Origin of the sequence: Gordonia namibiensis NBRC 108229 (genome assembly GCF_000298235.1) — a bacterium.
GTDB lineage: Bacteria > Actinomycetota > Actinomycetes > Mycobacteriales > Mycobacteriaceae > Gordonia > Gordonia namibiensis.
This window is the reverse complement of record NZ_BAHE01000055.1, coordinates 36,871-55,791: the sequence shown is the minus strand read 5'-3', so window position 1 is coordinate 55,791 and position 18,921 is coordinate 36,871. Positions and strand designations below refer to the sequence as shown.

21 protein-coding genes are annotated in these 18,921 nt (G+C 68.3%); 9 read left to right on the top strand and 12 right to left on the bottom strand.

Going from position 1 to position 18,921, the window contains the following annotated elements; translation table 11 throughout:
- The coding region (locus tag GONAM_RS20480; RefSeq protein WP_006868662.1) for a YdeI/OmpD-associated family protein at nt 1-447 on the top strand (447 nt) is incomplete at its 5' end.
- A 47-nt stretch (nt 448-494) separates the two neighbouring features.
- Here GONAM_RS20480 and GONAM_RS20475 read toward each other — a convergent pair.
- The 3 genes from GONAM_RS20475 to rnhA are packed head-to-tail and all read right to left on the bottom strand — an operon-like array spanning nt 495 to nt 2,743.
- Nucleotides 495-1,286, bottom strand: a complete 792-nt coding sequence (locus GONAM_RS20475; RefSeq protein WP_006868661.1) for an SDR family oxidoreductase — start codon at nt 1,284-1,286, stop codon at nt 495-497.
- A gap of 60 nt (nt 1,287-1,346) precedes the next feature.
- Nucleotides 1,347-2,258, bottom strand: coding sequence for a D-isomer specific 2-hydroxyacid dehydrogenase family protein (locus GONAM_RS20470; RefSeq protein WP_006868660.1), 912 nt, complete (start codon nt 2,256-2,258; stop codon nt 1,347-1,349).
- On the bottom strand, nt 2,255-2,743 hold the full coding sequence (gene rnhA / locus GONAM_RS20465) for a ribonuclease HI (protein WP_006868659.1): 489 nt from the start codon (nt 2,741-2,743) through the stop codon (nt 2,255-2,257). The genes GONAM_RS20470 and rnhA overlap by 4 nt, the downstream gene beginning before the upstream one ends.
- Before the next feature lie 117 nt (nt 2,744-2,860).
- Between rnhA and GONAM_RS20460 the strand changes: the two genes are divergently transcribed.
- The 3 genes from GONAM_RS20460 to GONAM_RS20450 all read left to right on the top strand — a co-directional run bounded on the left by GONAM_RS20460 (nt 2,861) and on the right by GONAM_RS20450 (nt 5,691).
- Nucleotides 2,861-3,628 carry a methyltransferase domain-containing protein gene (locus tag GONAM_RS20460; RefSeq protein WP_006868658.1) on the top strand — a complete coding sequence of 256 codons (768 nt, stop codon included), beginning with the start codon at nt 2,861-2,863 and terminating at the stop codon, nt 3,626-3,628.
- Nucleotides 3,629-3,843: 215 nt separating this feature from the next.
- Entirely contained in the window at nt 3,844-5,130 is a 1,287-nt protein-coding gene (locus tag GONAM_RS20455; protein WP_006868657.1) for a glycoside hydrolase family 183 protein, read from the top strand.
- Nucleotides 5,131-5,151: 21 nt separating this feature from the next.
- Nucleotides 5,152-5,691 carry a DUF1697 domain-containing protein gene (locus GONAM_RS20450; RefSeq protein ID WP_006868656.1) on the top strand — a complete coding sequence of 180 codons (540 nt, stop codon included), beginning with the start codon at nt 5,152-5,154 and terminating at the stop codon, nt 5,689-5,691.
- A 272-nt stretch (nt 5,692-5,963) separates the two neighbouring features.
- Here the strand turns inward: GONAM_RS20450 and GONAM_RS20445 are convergent, their stop codons facing one another.
- The 4 genes from GONAM_RS20445 to GONAM_RS20430 all read right to left on the bottom strand — a co-directional run bounded on the left by GONAM_RS20445 (nt 5,964) and on the right by GONAM_RS20430 (nt 9,682).
- Entirely contained in the window at nt 5,964-6,440 is a 477-nt protein-coding gene (locus tag GONAM_RS20445; protein WP_006868655.1) for a hypothetical protein, read from the bottom strand.
- 58 nt (nt 6,441-6,498) lie between these two features.
- Complete coding sequence (locus GONAM_RS20440) at nt 6,499-7,770, bottom strand: acyl-CoA dehydrogenase family protein (RefSeq protein ID WP_006868654.1); 1,272 nt, start codon at nt 7,768-7,770, stop codon at nt 6,499-6,501.
- Nucleotides 7,771-7,801: 31 nt separating this feature from the next.
- Nucleotides 7,802-9,196, bottom strand: a complete 1,395-nt coding sequence (locus GONAM_RS20435; RefSeq protein ID WP_006868653.1) for a phosphotransferase family protein — start codon at nt 9,194-9,196, stop codon at nt 7,802-7,804.
- 114 nt (nt 9,197-9,310) lie between these two features.
- Complete coding sequence (locus GONAM_RS20430; protein WP_006868652.1) at nt 9,311-9,682, bottom strand: YybH family protein; 372 nt, start codon at nt 9,680-9,682, stop codon at nt 9,311-9,313.
- 98 nt (nt 9,683-9,780) lie between these two features.
- Between GONAM_RS20430 and GONAM_RS20425 the strand changes: the two genes are divergently transcribed.
- Nucleotides 9,781-10,659, top strand: coding sequence for a LysR family transcriptional regulator (locus GONAM_RS20425; protein WP_040537082.1), 879 nt, complete (start codon nt 9,781-9,783; stop codon nt 10,657-10,659).
- A 10-nt stretch (nt 10,660-10,669) separates the two neighbouring features.
- On the opposite strand, the gene GONAM_RS20420 is transcribed toward GONAM_RS20425, so the two are convergent.
- The 3 genes from GONAM_RS20420 to GONAM_RS20410 are packed head-to-tail and all read right to left on the bottom strand — an operon-like array spanning nt 10,670 to nt 12,587.
- Entirely contained in the window at nt 10,670-11,443 is a 774-nt protein-coding gene (locus GONAM_RS20420; RefSeq protein ID WP_006868650.1) for a hypothetical protein, read from the bottom strand.
- Between the two features lie 18 nt (nt 11,444-11,461).
- A complete protein-coding gene (locus GONAM_RS20415; RefSeq protein WP_040537094.1) occupies nt 11,462-11,902 on the bottom strand; it encodes a CoA-binding protein in 441 nt (146 codons plus the stop codon).
- Nucleotides 11,903-11,957: 55 nt separating this feature from the next.
- Nucleotides 11,958-12,587, bottom strand: a complete 630-nt coding sequence (locus GONAM_RS20410; RefSeq protein ID WP_006868648.1) for a TetR/AcrR family transcriptional regulator — start codon at nt 12,585-12,587, stop codon at nt 11,958-11,960.
- A 104-nt stretch (nt 12,588-12,691) separates the two neighbouring features.
- Here GONAM_RS20410 and GONAM_RS20405 point away from each other — a divergent pair, with 104 nt between their 5' ends.
- Nucleotides 12,692-13,825: a phosphotransferase family protein gene (locus GONAM_RS20405; protein WP_006868647.1), complete on the top strand. Its 1,134-nt coding sequence runs from the start codon at nt 12,692-12,694 to the stop codon at nt 13,823-13,825.
- Nucleotides 13,826-13,829: 4 nt separating this feature from the next.
- The gene (locus GONAM_RS20400; RefSeq protein ID WP_006868646.1) at nt 13,830-14,966 is read left to right on the top strand and encodes an Rv3169 family protein; all 1,137 of its coding nucleotides are present in this window, start codon (nt 13,830-13,832) and stop codon (nt 14,964-14,966) included.
- Here GONAM_RS20400 and GONAM_RS20395 read toward each other — a convergent pair.
- The gene (locus tag GONAM_RS20395) at nt 14,963-16,027 is read right to left on the bottom strand and encodes an alpha/beta hydrolase (protein WP_006868645.1); all 1,065 of its coding nucleotides are present in this window, start codon (nt 16,025-16,027) and stop codon (nt 14,963-14,965) included. The genes GONAM_RS20400 and GONAM_RS20395 overlap by 4 nt on opposite strands.
- A 224-nt stretch (nt 16,028-16,251) precedes the next feature.
- Between GONAM_RS20395 and GONAM_RS20390 the strand changes: the two genes are divergently transcribed.
- Nucleotides 16,252-16,821, top strand: coding sequence for a type 1 glutamine amidotransferase domain-containing protein (locus GONAM_RS20390; protein ID WP_006868644.1), 570 nt, complete (start codon nt 16,252-16,254; stop codon nt 16,819-16,821).
- A 3-nt stretch (nt 16,822-16,824) separates the two neighbouring features.
- Here the strand turns inward: GONAM_RS20390 and GONAM_RS20385 are convergent, their stop codons facing one another.
- Nucleotides 16,825-17,442 carry a maleylpyruvate isomerase family mycothiol-dependent enzyme gene (locus GONAM_RS20385; protein WP_006868643.1) on the bottom strand — a complete coding sequence of 206 codons (618 nt, stop codon included), beginning with the start codon at nt 17,440-17,442 and terminating at the stop codon, nt 16,825-16,827.
- A 134-nt stretch (nt 17,443-17,576) separates the two neighbouring features.
- Between GONAM_RS20385 and GONAM_RS20380 the strand changes: the two genes are divergently transcribed.
- Nucleotides 17,577-18,899 (top strand): aspartate aminotransferase family protein, encoded by a 1,323-nt coding sequence (locus tag GONAM_RS20380; protein ID WP_006868642.1) that lies wholly within the window; start codon nt 17,577-17,579, stop codon nt 18,897-18,899.
- Nucleotides 18,900-18,921 lie beyond the last annotated feature (22 nt).

Sequence of the window (18,921 nt, the reverse complement as noted above, 5' to 3'; positions counted from 1 at the left end):
GAGCCGCTCGATTACGACGAAGCGGTCCGGGAGGCCCTCTGCTGGGGTTGGATCGACGGCCACACCCGGGTCTTCGACGACGCTCGGCGCGGCTTGTGGTTCACCCGGCGTGGCCGCAACAGTCCGTGGGCGGCGTCGAACAAGGCGCGGGTCTCCGACCTCATCGAGTCAGGGCGCATGCAGCCCGCCGGCCAGGCGGTCATCGACGACGCCAAGGCACGTGGCCTGTGGACCATCTTCGACGACGCCGAGGCCGGCATCGAGTCCCCCGAACTCACCGCCGCCCTCGACGCGAACCCGATCGCCCGCTGCAACTGGGACGCCTTTCCACCCAGCGCCCGCAAGATGGGTCTCGGTCAGATCGCGCTGGCGAAGAGACCCGAGACCAAGACCAAGCGGATCGCGACCATCGTCGAGCAGGCCGCGCACAACATCCGCCCGTCCTGACCCGCTGCTCGAGCTCGTTCCCCGCTGGTTGAGCTTGTCGAAACCCCTTACAGATCCGGGATCGGGAGGTCCAGGTTCGGTGCGATGATCCCGCCGTCGACCTCGAGGATCTTGCCGGTGACGTAGGCGCCCGCCGGTGAGGCCAGGTACAGCGCCGCGGCGGCGATGTCCTCGGGTTCGCCGAGCCGGTGCATCGGGGTCGCGTCCTCGAGAGCGGTACGCATCTCGTCGTTGCCGGCCACGATCTCGAGTGACGACGTGAGGATCGCCCCGGGTGCGATGCCGTTGACCCGGATCTTCGGATTGAGGTCCATCGCGGCGATCCGGGTGTAGTGCGCCAGAGCAGCTTTCGCGGTTCCGTAGGCGGCATACGCGCGACCCGGCACACGGCCGACGGCCGAGGTGATGTTGATGATCGCGCCGTGGCCGGTCGTCGCGAGCATCTGCTTGGCGCCGGCCACGACGAGCGCGTGGGCGTTGGCGACGTTGAAGTCGAAGGCCTCGACGAGGTGCTTGGGGGTTGTGTCGAGGAGTGGCCGGGGCATCGCACCGCCCACGTTGTTGACGATCGTGTCCAGCCTTCCGAACTCCTCGACCGCGGTCTGGGCGAGGGTGGCAGCGGCGTCGGCGTTGCTGAGATCGACCGGGACGACATGGGCACGCCGGCCGGCGTCGGCGATCTGTCCGGCCACCTGGTCGAGGTCGAATTCGCTGCGCGCCGCGATCACCACGTCGGCGCCCGCCTGGGCGAAGGCCACCGCGATGGCCGCACCCAGGCCGCGACCGGCACCGGTGACGACAGCGACATGGTCATCGATACGGAATCTGTCGAGAATCACTCCCCGACTCTGCCACGAACCGGCCCAAAACGAGAACGTGTTCTAGAAAAATGCCCCGGATCAGTAGTCGCGGCCGGGCTTGACCACCGAGATCAGTTCCTCGCCCGCGACGAATCGACGCACGTTCTCCGCCAGCCACGGCGCCATCTCACGTGTCAGCCCCGACGCGGGATTCGCGACGTGCGGGGTGATGATGACGTTCGGCAGCGACCACAGCGGGTGGTCCTCGGCCGGCGGTTCGGGATCGGTCACGTCGAGTGCCGCCCCGGCGATCTCGCCGTCGACCAGCGCCCGGTACAAGGCCTCCTCGTCGACCAGTGGGCCGCGCGCGACGTTCACGATCCACGCGTGATCCGGCAGCGCGGCAAGGCTTTCGGCGTTGATCATGTGCCGGGTCTCCGGGGTCGCCGGCGCGGCCAGCACCACGTGGTCGGTGGAGGCCCACACCGAGCCGAGATCGGCGGAGCGTCGCACCTCGTCGGCGCCGGGCACGTCGCGGCCCGACCGGTTCACCGCGACGACGCGCGCACCGCAGGCCTTCAGCCGCGGGCCCAGCGACGCGCCGATACCGCCCGCGCCCACGATGGCGACGGTGGAGCCGTGCAGCGACCGCACGGAGGTGTCGATTCGCTCCTTGTCCCAGTGCCGCGTGACGGCGGTGTTGATCTGCCGGAGCCCGGCGAGTAGCAGCGCAAGCGCGTGCTCGGCCACGTTCTCGGCGTAGAAACCGGAGGCGTTGGTCCAGACCCGGCGGTCGTCGAGGAGTCCGGCATTCAGGAAGTCCTCGATACCTGCCGTCTTGAGGGCCACCCACTCGACGGCATCCGACAGTTCGGGGAACTCGGTGGGCGGGCCGATCCAGACCAGTACCCGCGCCTCGTCGAGTCCGACGATCTTGCCGCCGGCGCTCTCGACCGCCGCGACGAGATGCTCGTCGTGGTCGGGCTCGACGGCGACCGGGAGGCCGCTCATCGGGACACCGCCCGGGCTGCGGTGGTGGCGAGTTCGTCGGCGATCTCGTTGAAGTGGTCACCGGCGTGCCCCTTGACCCAGCGCCACTCGACCTCGTGACGCTTCTCCTCCTCGATGAGGCGTCGCCACAGGTCTGCGTTCTTCACCGGCTTCTTGTCCTTGGTCTTCCAGCCGTTCGCCTGCCAGCCGGCGACCCACTTCATGATCCCGTTCCGCACATACGTGGAGTCGGTGTAGATGATCACCTTCGACGGCCTGGTCAGCGCGGCAAGACCCTCGATGGCCGCCGTGAGCTCCATCTTGTTGTTCGTGGTGTCGGGGTCCGACCCGGAGATCCGCTTCTCGTTGCCCTTGTACCGGAGCACCGCACCCCACCCGCCGGGGCCGGGGTTGCCGAGGCAGGCGCCGTCGGTGGAGATCTCCACGACTGCCGCGGCGTCGCCGCCGGTCAAGTTCTCGGAAGCGGAATTCACGGGATCTGTCACGCAGGGAAGCCTACGTCAGCGCCGTGACCGCTCCGCGTCGGAGATCACGTCACGAAACCATGCTGCGTCGAAGCCTTCGCCCGTGACACCACCACCGCGCACCCCTAATGTGGACGCATGGCTGTCTGGGATCCAGCACGCTATCTGCAATTCGCCGACGACCGGTCGAGACCCTTCCTCGACCTGATCGCGCAGATCCCCACCAATCCCACGACGATCGTCGATCTCGGATGCGGACCGGGGCATCTCACCAAGCATCTGCGAGCGCAATGGCCGAGCGCCGAGATCCTCGGCATCGACGAGTCCGCAGCCATGATCGACCGCGCCATCAGCGACAACACCGACGCCCACGCGAACTTCGACGTCGCCGACGTGATCGAGTGGACACCGCACCGCACGTTCGACCTGATGATCTCGAACGCGATGTTCCAGTGGGTTCCCGACCAGTTCGGGGTCATCGACCGCCTACTGGGCCACCTCTCCGACTCCGGCGCCTTCGCCATCCAGGTCCCCAACGGTCACGACGCCCCGTTCCGCACCGCGCTGGCCGATCTCGCCGCCACCGAACCGTTCGCCGAATCGCTGAGCGACGTGCGTCCGCTGCCGCGCATGGACGCCGAGGACTACCTCCGGTTCTTCTTCGACCGCGGCTTCCGGGTCAACGCCTGGGAGACCACCTACCTGCATGTCCTCGACGGCAACGACCCGGTCTTCGACTGGATTTCCGGTACCGGCGCCCGGCCGTACCTGCAGGCGCTGCCCACCCACCTGCGCGACGAGTTCGTCACCGAGCTCAAGCGCCGGCTCGCCGAGGCCTACCCCCGCCACGACTGGGGCACCCTGATGCCGTTCCGACGCGCCTTCGCGGTCGCCACGCGCCACTGACTCGGCCTCTCCTCCCAGACGTGCGAGAAGCGCACGCCCGACCCCCTGCGCCCTCAGGTCCGAGAAGCGCACCCACGGCTTTCCGCTCCCTGAGGTGCGAGGAGCGAAGCGACGAGCCACGAAGGGTCACGCCCCGGTCAAGCTTTGGCCACCTCCACCGCTCCGACCTGCCACTTCTGCAACACTGGCACCAGCCGTAGCCACAGGGGGTCCCCATGTCCCGACGCAGCCGTGTTCGCCTGCGCCCGCTCTCGCGCGTCCTGGTGGTCGGTGGCGTGACCGCCGGCCTGACCGCGAGTCTCCTCTCTGCGGCGGCCTCCCCCGCCGCCGCAGCGGTCTGCAACGCCACCGGCATCACCGGGGGCGACGTCGGCAGCACGGGCAGCTCCGGGTCCAGCGACCTCGGCTGGGGCAGCATCGATTTCGGTAGTTACCGCGCCGACGGCAAGAAACCACAGGGGCCGCTGCCCAAGCTCAAGGGCGCGACCACAGCCGTCTCGTGGGTCACCGGGCCACGGAGTCCCGAACGCACCGACGCCCGCTTCGGGATCACGGCCACCGACGTCGGCGTGCCGTGGGACAACGGTTCTGGGCAGGTTCTCATGGCCTTCGGCGACACCTGGGGCAAATGCGCCGGCCAGATGGTGTGGCGGCACAACACGATGCTCCGCAGCGACGCGAACTCGAATCTCGACAAGGCCATCCGCTTCCCGACCGCCATACCGGGGTCGGTACGCTCCGGCGCTTCGGTCACGCCCGCGCACCCCACCTATTCGCAGCCGATGTTCAACGCGATAGGCGTCCGCAACACCGAGGTAGGACGAATCCCCACCGGTGGCATCTCGATCAACGGCATCCAGTTCCTGAGTTTCATGTCGATCCACAAGTGGCTGGGCCCGGGACGATGGGCCACCAACTATTCGGCGATCGCGGTGTCGCGCAACAACGGTCAGACCTGGACCGTCGACAACAACACGATCCGGGCGAACCTCGAACTGACCGTGCCCGGCGTGCCGCAGATCACGCAGGGCCACAGCCGATTCCAGATGGGCGCCTTCTTGCGCAGCGGCGACTACATCTACCAGTACGGCACACCCAACGGCCGGCACGGGTCGGCGTTCGTCGCCCGCTTCCGGCCCGCCGACATCTTGAATCTGAACCGCTACCAATACTTCCGGGGTGGCAATGCGTGGTCGCCGAACCCCGCCGACGCCGCACCGATCGTCGGGCGGCCGGTCAGCGAGATGTCGGTGGCCTACAACAATCACCTCAAGAAATTCGTCATGCTCACCGAGCGCGCCGGCACCGTCATGATGCGCACTTCCCCCACCCCCGTCGGTCCGTGGAGCGGCGAACGCGTCCTCATCTCCAACAAGCAGTCGAGCGGCCTGTACACCCCGTACATCCATCCGCGGTCGAGCGGGAAGAACCTGTACTTCGTGGTGTCCCGGTGGGACGACTACAACGTGATGCTGGCGCGCACCGACCTGTCCAAGTTGTGAGACCGCTGCCATCATGGAGCGGTGAGCAGCAAAGCCGCGGTGCGCATCGTCCTCATCCGAGCGATCAACGTCGGTGGCGCCAAGCTGCCGATGGCCGAACTGCGCGAGATCGCAACCGAACTCGGGGCCACGGATGTCTCCACGTACATCGCGTCGGGCAATCTGCTCTGTTCACCGCCCGGTGACCCTGCCGAGTTCGACCGCGCACTCGAGCGTGAGATCGAGAAGCGCTACGGTTTCTTCCGCGAGATCATCAGCCGCACCCCGGGCGAGGTACAGGCCGCACTCGACGCGCACCCGTTCGAGGTCGCCGACGACAGGTATTCCTACGTCTACTTTCTCACCGACGAACCCGACGCCGACAAGGCCGCCGCGTTCGAGGAGAAGGACTTCGGCGACGACGTCCGGCGCGTGATCGGCTCCGACCTCCACATCCGCTACGCCGACGGTGCGGGCCGGTCGAAGCTGACCGCGCCGGCAATCGCCCGGGGACTCGGCGTGCAGGGAACCGGGCGCAATCTGCGCACGGTGCGAAAACTGCTGGACCTCACCAAGGATTGAGCGAGACCGGGGGCTGACAAGCCGGTGGCCGGACGATCGGTGTGAGCGTAGCGTCGAATCAGGACACCAGACGCGCACGTCGAGAGGAGTCCCTCGTGAACCAACCGGTACCTCAGCCTCCGCCGCCTCCGGACCCGATGCCGGCGCCGGAACCGATTCCCGAACCACCGCCGGAACCACCGATCCCGACGCCCACGCCCCCGCCGGTGCCTGATCCACAGCCGGCTCCGCCCGAGCCCGATCCGCCGCCGCGCCCGACCGTCATCTGAGCATCAGCCGCGCGACAGGACCCGGGTCACGCGGTCGAGGTCGGCGAGCTGATCCGGCTTGGGCGCCTCCCACAACTTCTTGGGTAGCGCTTCGAGGGCCTTGACCGCCGATTCGGCGCGGTCGAGGATTTCGGTGGCCTCGTCGCCCCCGGTGCCGGCGGCCGCGATGAGCCGGTCATCGAGTTCGAACACCGCGTCGTCCAGGCGATCGCGCGCCGCGACGAGTTCGTCGTCGTGCGGGATCGCGGGGTTCTGGTGCACATCCGCGATGGCGTAACGGATCCGGCGATGCAGCAACGCCTCTCGCGTGTTGTCGGTTGTCCAGCTCTCCGGGGCGCGCCCGGGCCGGCCCGGGATGAGGTCGGTGGACCGCGCGAAGCTGCGCACCCGCTTGTCGGAGTCCCAGGCGAACCACGCAGCCCCGCCCAGGACGAACAGCGCGACCACCACGGTCGCGACGATGATGATGACGGCGATCATGGCCGGATCACCCGATTCGGCACGGTTCGCACACGATCTCGCATGATGCCCAGCCTACTCAGGCCGAGCCCACTCCCTTGGGCGCCTTGCCCGACATGAAACCGAACAGGTACCCGGCGACGCGTCGCATCTGGATCTCGTCGGCGCCCTCGGTGATGCGGTACCGGCGGTGGTGACGGTAGATGTGTTCGAACGGTTCGTGCCGCGAGTACCCCTTGCCGCCGAACACCTGCATCGCCTGGTCGGCGGCATCACAGCACAACCGGTTGGCCTGGTAGTTGCACATCGACACCTCGGCCGACGCGGCGAAGTTGCCGTAGGTGTCCATCTTCCAGGCCGTCTCCCGGATGAGCGCGCGGACCATCGCGCAGCGGGTGTGCAGGTCGACGAGCGGGAACTGGATCGCCTGGTTGGTCGAGAGCTTCTTGCCGAACGGCGCCCGCTCGTTGGAGTACTCGACGGCCCGGTTCACGCAGTACTGCGCCGCACCGAGACTCGAGGCGGCCTGCCGAATCCGGTTCTCGTTGAAGAAGTGCTGCACCACCTGCAGGCCGGCACCCTCCTCGCCGAACACCGCCGAATCCGGCACCCGGACGTCGCGCAGGCTGATGTGCGCGTGGTCGGTGGGCATGTTGAACGTCCACAGGTACTCCTCGACGGCGAAGCCCGGTGCCTGGGGGTCGACGAGGAACGCAGTGATGCCCCGTGCGTCACCGGGTTCGCCGCTCGTGCGGGCGAAGACGATGTCACGGTGGGCGGCGTGAATGCCGGTGTTCCAGGTCTTCTCCCCGTTGATGATCCACTCGTCGCCGTCACGAACCGCGGTTGTCTCCATGTACGTCGCGTCGGAGCCGTGGTCGGGCTCGGTGATCCCGAAGGCGAAGAACTTGGTGCCGGCGGCGAGAGCCTCGACCCACTCCTCCTGCTGCTCGGGGGTGCCGTACTCCAGCATCAACAGCAGCCCGATGTTGTTGCCGACGATGGCGTGCTCGTTCTGCAGATCACAGTGCAGGCCCAGCCCTTTCGACGCGAGGTGCTCGCGGATGATCGCCATCGAGAGGTTCGACCCGTCGCGGCCGCCGAACTCCTTGGGGAACGGATAACGGAAGTGGCCCGCGGCGTCGGCTCGTCGTCGTGCCTCGCCGAGCAGCGCTTCCCATTCCGCATTCGGCAGACCGCCGCGCTCCCAGTCCGTGCGTGAGTCCTCACGCCGGTGGTCGAAGAACCGGATGTTGTCGTCGGCCTGCTCGAGCGGCTTGATCTCCGCCTCGATGAAGGCGTCGAGCTCCTCCAGGTAGTCGCTCAGCGACTCGGGCAGTGCGAAGTCCACGGTGAATCCTTCTCGGTCGGGTGTCACGCGGTCACGGATGCGGGACCGCGAAGTACTTCGGGTTGGCGACCAGCAATCGCGCGCGGACATCGGCGGCGATCGCTGCGCGCACCTTCTCGTCGGTGCCGTCGAGTTCGCCGGACCGCAGGGCGTCGCACAGGGCCCGCTGATCGGCGACGCCCAGGGCTGCCAGGCGCTGCGCAGACTCCGCGGCGTGGGTCGCGCCGAGCAGCACCTGGCGGCGGACGACGTCCACGACATTGCCGGCAACGCGGGTGTGGAACCGAACCTGCGGTGACATCTCGGCGGTCACGGAGTCGGAGCGAAGGAATCCGGCCAGGGCGTCGAGCAACTCGAGCGACGACGGGGACCCGTGCGGCTCCTCGTCGGGGCCAGGGGTGTCGACGCCCAGCGGGTCCGCGACCACCTCCGGAGACACGATTCCCAGATCGAGCAGGGCGTCGAATTCCTGTTCAGCACTTCGCCGTCCGATCGCGGCGAGTTCGACGGACCGTTCGACACCGTCGAGATGCCGATTGGCCTGAACCGCGCAGATCAGGCCCCACTTCACCGTGGCGTACAGCTCCCACCAGCGCAGCGCTTCTTCGGTGGGGCGCCACCCGGCCACCTCGGCATAGGCGTCGAGAAGCGCAGCGCGTCCGCCCATCCCGGCGACCGGGGCGGAGCCGCCGAAACGCCAGGCCTTGGCGCACAGCCAACCGAGGTCCTCGACCGGGTCGCCGATGTGCACCAGTTCCCAATCGAGCACCGCGGCAACACCATCGGCGTCCACAAGCAGGTTGCCGAGCCGGAAGTCGCCGTGCACGACGCAGGAACCGGGGGACGCCGGCGGCGGATTGGCCACGAGCCACTGCGTCGCGAGAACCAGACCGGCCGGCATCGCGTCGAACTCCCGCGGAAACAAGGTGTGCAGCGCGTCGACCGGATCGACGAGTTCCTCGAGCCCCGGCGTCTGTGTGGCGTCGATGCGGTGAACGCGCGCCAGGATCCTGCCGCACTGCTCGACGAACCGGTCGCGCGCAGCGGCGTAGGTGTCGTCGCGAAGGATCCTCCGGGGGATGGACTCGCCGCCGATGAAATTCATTGCAAGATAGGGGAACCCGAGGACGCTGTCGTCACCGAGGCCGGCATCGAGGATCTTCGGGACCGGGACCCCGGCGTCGGCAGCGGCACGCAGGACCTCGGCTTCCGCACCGAGCCCACCGTCGTCGTCTGCGGTCGGAACGGCGCGGATGACGATCGGTTCGGGTGTACCGGCAGCGTCGACAAGGGTCGCGGCGTAGGTCGCGCGACTCGCGCCCGCAGGTAGTTGCCGGGCGGACCCGACAGACACCGGGGTACCTCGCGTCGTGCTGAGCCGTTCGGCGACTCGTGCGGCCACTTCGCCGGCCTCGGGCACTCCCACGCAGACCCATCCCTTCACGCACCGATCGACTGCTCTGTCGGTGTAATCCCCGACACAGCGAAGCTAGCACGGAAGCTGAATCCGCTGTCAGAAAAAGACGGCGGCGACCCGGCGTCAGGGTGTCGGGGTCTGGAACTCGGGCTGATCGATGATCCGCACCCAGGTTCCGTCGGAACGTCGGGTCACGACCTGTGCGCGAGCACCCGCGCCGTCGCGCGGCGGCGTCGAGGTCAAGGCCAGGTCGTCGCCGAAGACGAGGGTCGGCAACGGGGGTTCGGGAACGAAGGTCGGACGGTGTTCGAGGACCGACGCCCAGAGGTCCCGGATCGCCGCCCTACCCCGGGTTACCCGCCCCGGAGGGAAGGCCATGACCGCATCCTCGTGGTAGAGCGAGGCGACGGCGTCGGCATCACCGGCATTGGAGAACTCGACGAAGAGGCGGGTGAGGTCTTCGGGGGTGCGGGCGGTCTCGTAGGTGGTGGTCATGACGTCCTCTCAGTTGGGCTTGCTTGATATCTCCACCGTGCGTCGCCAGCATGAATAAGTCCAAGTAATGGTTTTCATAGTGGGTATCATCGGCGGTTATGGAGATGCGGCAGCTGGAGTACTTCGTCGCAGTGGCCAACGAGGAGAACTTCACCGCGGCGGCGCACCGGGTGCACACCACGCAGCCCAACATCAGCGCACAGGTCCGCAGCCTCGAACGCGAGCTGGGATCCGCGCTCTTCGATCGATCCGCACGTTCGGTCCGTCTCACCGATGCCGGGCAGGCCGCTCTCCCCGCGGCTCGCGCGGCACTGGCCGCGGCCCGGGAGGTGGCCGATGCGGTGTCGGAGGTCCGTGGACTGCTCCGTGGGAGTCTGTCGGTGGGCATGGTCGAGGGATGCACCATCGCACCACTGTTCACCGCACTGGGCACCTTCGGTTCCGCCCATCCGAAAGTCGCTCTGAGCCTTCGAGAATCCCCGTCGGACCGACTGATCACCTCGATCGTCGACGGCAGCCTCGACGTGGCGCTGGCCGGTTACGGCGACGAGCTGCCGCGCGGCACCGAATCACTGACCGTCATCGCCGAGCCCGTCGTAGCGGTGGTCCCGGCCGACGAAGAGCGCGGCACCGACACCGGATTCCCGGAACTGCGGCAACGGTCCCTCATCTGCCTACCGCGCGGCGCAGGCATCCGGAACGTCTTCGACGACGCCGCAGTCGCGCACGGCAGTCCCATCCGGCCCGCGATCGAGGCGTCGTCTCCCGATGCGATCGTCGAATTGGTGTGCAGCGGCATGGGAACCGGCATCCTCAGCGCTTCCATCGCGGCGACGGACGATCGGGTGGTCGGCTTGCCCATCGAGGGCGTCGACGTCCGGGCTCGGCTCGGCTTCGTGTGGAGAACCGATCCGTCTCCCGCGACAAGACGGTTCGTCGATGTCGTCCGCGAGACCTTCGGCCTCGATGCGGGGTGACGCGGCGGGCTCAGCTCGCCAGCGCGTCCCCGGTCTCGTCCGTCGGCTTCTCCGGAACGGCCGGATTCGCCGAATCGGTGGGTGCACCGGCGATCCAGTCGCCGATGCTCAATCCGCGGCGGCCCCAACGATGATCGAATCGCTGCGCCCGCGCGGTCGCCTTCTCCAGCTTGGCCGGTGAGTAGCGGCGCCGGGCCCAGGTGGACTTCGGCCGGGCCAGACGAATGGCACCGGCCCAGGCGAAGATCGGGATGAAGACGCCGACGATCGCCGTCGAGTATTTGCCTTTGACCACGCAGAAGATCGCACAAGCGATGTTGATCGGAGCCGTCACCGCGAAGGCGACCGGACCGAACTCGACGTCGGTCTCGGCATTGAACGGGTTGAACCCGAGGATGACCATGCCCAGGGCGGCGACTGTCAGGGCGACCACCTGCACGGAGAGCTGGCCCTCGCTCGACCAGTACACGTCCTGCAGACGCAGGATGAGCGCGAACTCGTCGAGCACAAGAGAGGCCCCGATGCCGACCAGGACCGCGCTGATCGAGGCACCCGGTTCGACACCGTTCACGCCGACGGAGATGAACGCGCCCACGACCATCAGCGCGAGACCCGGGACCATGTGGTGGACGTGGACCCCGCCCGACACGTTGTTCTTGAACGGCCCCTTGCCGGCCCGGATCAACCGGGTGATCACCCGCGTCACGACGAAGGTCACCGTGAACGAGGCGAACAGCAGGAACAGCGGAAGTCGTTGATGGGTCAGATCGTCGAGGAACTCCACCGCCGACTCACTCCCTCATCATGCGGGCACGATGCCCGTGCGCCGCTGCTCGATGATCAGGCAGCGGTCCTCGACGTAGAGCAGTCCGGCGTCCTCGGCGATCTTGCGGGCCTCCTCGGAACGGATTCCGAGCTGCAGCCACAGCGCCGTCGCGCCTGCCTCGACCGCGGCGCGCGCGACGTCGGCACATTCGGGACCGGGGCGGAACACGTCGACGAGGCCGATTTGTTCGGGGATGTCCGCGAGCGATCGGTACACCTTCTCGCCGACGATCTCGTCAGCGGTCGGGTTGACCGGGATGATCCGCCACCCGAGGTGCTTCATGTGCGCGGGTACCTCGTTGGCGGCCTTGGCCGTGTTGGCGCTGGCACCGACCACCGTGATGGTGTCGTAGGTGGACAGGATCTTCTCGACGATCTCGTCCGTGGTGCGGGGGCCGGCGGAGTCTGGGGTAGCCATGAAGTGAGTGTAGGTGTCCACACCGTACGATTCGCCACGTCACCGGTGATCGGGCTCAGCGCATCACGCCGTGAAGGACGATGGCCACCAACCGCTCCGCCCAGTCGTCGTCGAACTCTTGGTCCCGCAGCAGGAGTACGTGCAGCATCGCCGATCCGCCGACCACCTCGATGAGACGGTCGGGGTCGACGTCGGGGTGCACCTCGCCGCGCTCGACCGCGACCACCAGCCTCTCGCGCACACCCCCGAACACCGCGGCGAAGCCCGCGTGGACGCGGGCGGCGAGGGCCGGGTCGGCGGACATGTCGGCGATCAGGCCGGGCAGCGCGACACGGGTCACCGGCCTGGCGAACAGGTCTCGGGCGGCGTCGACCATAGACCGCAGGTCGGCCTCCATCTCGCCGCTCGACGGCGGTAGACGCGTCATCTGCGCGAACACCACGTCGTGTACGAGCTCGGCCTTACCCGACCATCGCCGGTACAGCGCCGTCTTGGTGGTGCCCGCCCGCTCGGCGACCGCGGCCATCGTCAGGCGGTGATAACCCACCTCGACGACGAGTCGGGCCGCCGCGTCGAGCACCGCGGCGTCGATCCGCGCGTCGCGGGGCCGCCCGGCTGTCGCCTCGACCGGTCCCGCGCCGTCGAGGCCGGCGGCGAGACCAGCCCCGTCGGGTCCAGCGTCCATGAGACCAACTCTCGTCGCAGTCGCGATTTTGCCGAAGTCGCTGCGGGGCCGCGACCCGTCTGCTGTCATTACGCTACTCACCGTAGCGAATCCTGGGGGTGCCCGTGGCCACCGAGCCCGCCGTCGAACACATCGACCATCTACAACGCTCCAGCAGGGACAACACGTCGGTCCCGGACGTCCTCGCGTCCTGGCTCGCCGAACAACCCGACACCCCCGACACCACCCCGGAGGTGACGGTGGCCGCCGGCGGCGACGCCAACGGCATGTCGTCGGAGACCATCCCGGTCACCGCGACCTGGCCGGACTCGGACACCCGCGAATGGGTGATGCGGATGGCACCCGCCGCCGGCGACATCCCCGTGTTCCGTACCTACCGGATGGACCATCAGTTCGAGGTCATGCGCAAGGTCGCCGAACTGACCGACGTCCCGGTCCCGCGCGTGCATCACCTCGAGCCGACGGGATCGCTGCTCGGCGCACCGTTCTTCCTCATGGACCGTCTGGAGGGCGACGTGCCGCCCGACGTCATGCCGTACACGTTCGGCGACAACTGGTTTGCCGACGCGCCTCCCGTCGATCGACGCCGTGCGCAGGACGCCGCGGTCCACGTCATCGCCGACCTGCACGCCATCCCCGACGCGGCGGAGCACTTCGGTTTCCTGCTCGATGACCTGCCCGCAGGGGACTCGACCCTGGCGCGACTGCTCGCCTGGTTGCAGGACTGGTACGACCTCTCGGTCGAGGGCATCGGCCGCTCGCCCCTCGTCGAACGGGCGCTGGAATGGCTCACTGCGAACTTCCCGGACGACGCCGCCTCCGCCGACCCGGTGCTGTCGTGGGGCGACTCCCGCGTGGGCAACATGATGTTCGTCGACTTCGAACCCACCGCCGTGCTCGACTGGGAGATGGCGAAGATCGGCCCGCGGGAACTCGATGTGGCGTGGGTGATCTTCGCGCACAGCGTGTTCCAGGAGCTCGCCACGATGGCCGGGCTGCCCGGCCTCCCCGACCTTCTTCGCGAGGAGGACGTCCGCGCAACCTATCGCGAACGGACCGGGGCCGAACTCGGCGACCTGCGCTGGTTCTACGTCTACGCCGCCGTGCAGTGGTGCTGCGTCTTCATGCGCACCGGCGCCCGACGCGTGCACTTCGGCGAACTCGAGCGGCCCGACGACGTCGACGGCACGCTCTTCTACCACCGTCCGCTGCTCGACCGTCTGCTCGAGGAAGGCTGATCCCATGTCCGGTCTCGGACCACTCGACGAGTTCCCGATTCATCAACTGCCGCAACCGATCGCCTGGCCGGCGAACTCCGACCGCAACTTCTACGACCGCGCCTATCTCAACGCCCACGATCGCAGCGGCAACATCTTCCTGATCACCGGCATCGGTTACTACCCGAACCTCGGGGTCAAGGATGCCTTCGTCCTGATCCGACGCCGGCAGGAAGACGGCCCGGACACCCAGACCGCAGTGCACCTGTCCGACGCCATCGACGGCGACCGACTCGACCAGCACGTCGGGGCGTACCGACTGTCTGTCGACGAGCCCCTGCGCACACTGCATCTCACGCTCGCCGAGACCGAGGGCATCGCCGTCGACCTGCACTGGGAAGGTCTGTTCGACCCACTCCTGGAGCAGCCCCACATCATGCGACAGGGCACCAAGGTCACGCTCGACGCGCAACGCTTCGCCCAGGTCGGCACCTGGCGCGGGTCCATCACCGTCGACGGCGAACACATCGCGGTCGACCCGTCGACGTGGATCGGGACCCGCGACCGGTCCTGGGGCATCCGGCCGGTGGGCGAACCGGAACCCGCAGGGCGACCGGCAGATCCGCCCTTCGAGGGCATGTGGTGGCTGTACGTGCCGATGGCCTTCGACGACTTCCAGCTCGTCCTCATCGTGCAGGAGGACCCGAACGGGTTCCGCACCCTCAACGACTGCTCCCGCGTCTGGAAGGACGGCCGCGTCGAACAACTCGGCTGGCCGAGGATCTCGGTGCACTACGCCTCGGGAACCCGGATTCCCACCGGTGCAACCATTTCCGCCACCGCATCGGACGGGTCGGCGGTGACGTTCGAGGTGGAGTCACTGCTGCCCGTCCCGATCCACGTCGGCGGCGGGTACGGCGGCGATCCCGACTGGCTCCACGGCGTCTGGCGCGGTGAGGACTTCACCGAGCGCCTCACCTACGACATGACCAGCCCGGAGATCATCGGGCGCATGCCGTTCGGCGTCATCGACCACGTCGGACGGGCGACCTGCCGGGAAGGCGACGGCACGACCCGAACCGGTTGGGGCCTGTTCGAGCACGGCGCGCTCGGCCGTCACGACCCGTCGGGCTTCGCCGACTGGCTGAGCGTCGCCCCCTAGTCCAGGCTCGACAGGAACTCGTCGATCCGCGGCCACGTCTGTTCGACGGCGGCCGATCCGGCGATGAGCCCGAGATGGCTGGTCTCCACGGTGGTGAACTCGACGCGCGGTGACCCGGTGAACAGGTCGACGCCGTGGTGGGCGGCCTCCCAGCTGACGATGGCGTCGCGGTGGCTGCCGAACAGCTGCACCGGCACCGCGACCTTCGACAACTCGACCGTGACGTCGTCGAAGGTCAGCACGCCGCGGGCCAGGTCGCCGTGCATGATGAACTTCTCCCACATCTCCTCGGACGCCTTGCCGGGGTAACCGGGCATCGTGTCCTGGAAGCGGTCGATGGCCTTCATCCTCGTCAAGGCCTCGGTGTCGTCGGCGTTGCGGATGATGTAGCCGGGTTTCTTGAGCTCGCGCTGCCAGGCGGTACCGCGGTAGGCGGTACGCACGAGAAGGGCCGGGATACCGCCCAGAGCCCGCAGCGCGAGAGACACCGGTTTGGGCCCGAGGGGCCGCATCAGCGTCTTCACCAGCGGGTACGGCGGGACGCGGTCATAGTCCAGCGGGGTACCGACCGCGGTGATGGACCGCACCGGCAGAGCCGGGTCGGCGGCGACGGTCAGGAACGAGATGGTGCCGCCGAGACTCCAGCTGAGCAGGTCCACACCGCCGCCCGATGACCCCTCGTCGAAGTCCGCCAGGGTCGCAGCGATCGCGCCGGGGACGATGTCGGCGAAGAAGTCGGCGAACCCGAGGTGCCGGTCGTCGCGGGTCATGTCCCCGAAGTCGAGCACGTAGGGCACCCGGCCCGTGGACAGCAGGTACTCCACCACGCTGAGTCCGGACGCGAGGTCGTAGCAGTCCGTGGACACCGCCAGCGGCGGGACCAGCAGCACCGGCCGCTGCGACGACCGGCGGGCCGACGTCAGCTGCTCGACGCTGCAGTAGCGCCGCAACTGCCGATGTGGCGCGTCTTCGAGCACGGTGTTCGGGGTTTCGTGGGGTTCGCCGACCTCCCCACCGCGAGCCAGATGCAGCAGCTTCGCGACGCCGTCGAGACCGGCCATGACAGGTTCCCCCTTCACCTCATCCGCCCCCGCGGAGCCGTGATCGCTGGCCATTCAACACGGTGAGCCGACGCGCGTCACGGTTGGGGCCGAGCGTGGGTGGGTATGTCCGATACAGGCGACGCGGCCTACGCCGTGTGCCTGCGACCAAGACGCGGTCGGATCGATCAGCCCGCACGACGGAGCACCCCCGACCCCGCCTGTGCATACGAGGAGGAGACACCATGGCCGAAGAACTCAACAACGTCACCGTCGCATTCCTGGTGGCCACCGAGGGCGCCGAGCAGGTGGAGCTCACCGAACCCTGGAAGTCCATCGAGGCCTGCGGTGGGAAGCCGGTGCTCGTCTCCACCGACGCCGGCACGGTCCAGGCGTTCGATCACCTCGACAAGGCCGACACCTTTCCCGTCGACAGGACTCTCGAGGACGCCCGCATCGCCGACTTCGACGCCCTGGTCCTCCCGGGCGGCGTCGCCAACCCCGACTTCCTGCGCGCCTCCGCGCCGGCCGTGCGTTTCGTGCGCGGCTTCTTCGAGGCAGGCAAGCCCGTCGCCGCGATCTGTCACGCTCCGTGGACCCTCATCGAGGCCGATGTCGTACGCGGACGCACCCTCACCTCGTTCCCGAGCATCAAGACCGACGTCATCAACGCCGGCGGCAACTGGGTCGACGAGGAGGTCGTCACGTGTCGAGGCGGCGACAGCGTGCTGATCACCAGCCGTAAGCCCGACGACCTGCCGGCGTTCAACGCCGCGATCGTGGCCGAGTTCGCCCACAGCCGCGTCCCCGGCTGAGGGTCACACCACCGAGATCGGCCCCTGTTCGCGTCCGGTGAGGATCAGCAACGCCTGCTCGCCCTGGCCGGTCAGCTCGGCGGCCTCCACCGCCGTGGCCAGGGCCGAGGCGAGCACGTTCCCTGGCAGTGTCGACGACGATCCGATGGCGCGGGCGATGTCGAGGCCGTGAACGGCCAGTTCGAAGGTTCTCGTCGGTAGATAGTGGGACAACAGGATTGCGCCCCACGGGGTCGCCACCCGCCGATCCCCGATCCCGGTGATCGCCGCGACCGCGCGGTCCCGGCGTTCGGTCGCCGCCCGTAGCGGGTCGTCGCCGAGGTCGACCCCGGCGGCGACGCCGCGCGCGGTCACCTCCGGTGAGGACGCCAGCCCCTGGATACGGGCGTAATAACCTGCCACCGAATCGATGTCGACGACGTCCGGTTCGGGTTCGGCGAGATAGTCGGCGACCGTGGTCAGGGAGCGGCTCGTGTGTCCGACGAGGGAGCGCACCGACCAGTCCCCCAGTCCCGGCTCCTCCCACTGCTGCGGGCCCACCTGCGCGACCAGGGCCAGGTAGTGTTCGGCGCCCGCGAGGTAGTCCTCGATCGCCGCACCCAACGGTTGCTCGACTGCCATGGTGTCTCCTGGTTCTTCGGAGGAAACCGACTGCACAGCACACGATATTCGGCGACTCGCCGTCGCGGTGTGCGAGGTCACCATGGCCCGGTCTGGGTGCGCGCGGCGCCGCCGTCGCTCGTACGGTGTCTGTCATGACCACGCAGCCCGCCGGCATCACCGGCACCACCGGCGTCGACACCCGTAATCTCGTCCGCTACGGCGGCCAGTTCGCGCCGGAGCTGATCGTCCGGGCGTCGGGCAGCTGGGTTCACACCGCAGACGGGCGACCCCTTCTCGACTTCACCTCGGGACAGATGTCGGCGATCCTCGGGCATTCACACCCCGACATCGTCTCGACCGTCACGCGGCAGATCGGCGAGCTCGATCACCTGTTCAGCGGGATGATCTCGCCTCCGGTGCTGGAACTCTCGTCCCGCCTGTCGGACACGCTGCCCGACGCACTCGACAAGGTGCTCCTGCTGAGCACCGGCGCGGAGTCCAACGAGGCCGCCATCCGCATGGCGAAGCTCGTCACCGGCAAGCACGAGATCGTGTCCTTCGCGCGGTCCTGGCACGGCATGACGCACGCCGCGGCGGCCTCGACCTACAGCGCGGGCCGCACCGGCTACGGACCGGTCGCACCCGGCAACTTCGCGTTGCCGACGCCCAATCCCTACCGTCCCGACTTCACCAACGCCGACGGCACCCTCGACTGGCAGCGGCAGCTCGACTTCGGCTTCGAGCTCATCGACGCCCAGTCGACCGGATCCCTCGCGGCGTGCATCGTCGAACCGATCCTGTCCTCGGGCGGTGTGATCGAGCCGCCGGCCGGTTATTTCGCCGCGCTGCAACGCAAGTGCGAGGAACGCGGGATGTTGCTCATCGTCGACGAGGCGCAGACCGGCCTGTGCCGCACCGGTTCCTGGTACGCCTTCGAACGCGACGGCATCGTGCCCGACATCCTCACCCTGTCGAAGACGCTCGGTGCGGGACTCCCGCTCGCCGCGGTCATCACCTCCACCGAGATCGAGCAGGCCGCCCACGAACGCGGCTACCTCTTCTTCACCACCCACGTGTCCGACCCGCTGGTGGCGGCGGTCGGCGTGACCGTGCTCGATGTACTGCAGCGCGACGGTCTGGACACCCGCGCAGCGCAGGCGGGTTCGGTCCTGCGCGCCGGACTGCTCGAACTACAGGACCGCCACGACTGTGTGGGCGACGTGCGCGGCCGCGGGCTCATGCAGGGCATCGAGCTCGTCACCGACCGCGCGACGAAGCAGGGCGCCGACCGGCTCGGATCGGCCGTGACCGCGCGGTGTTTCGAGCTCGGACTCCACATGAACGTCGTCCAGCTCCCGGGCATGGGCGGGATCTTCCGCATCGCACCCCCGCTGACCGCCTCCGACGAGGAGATCCGCACCGGTCTCGACATCCTCGACACCGCGATCGGCGAATGCGCCTCGGCGGCAGTCTGATCCGCCGAGGCTGACTCCTCGG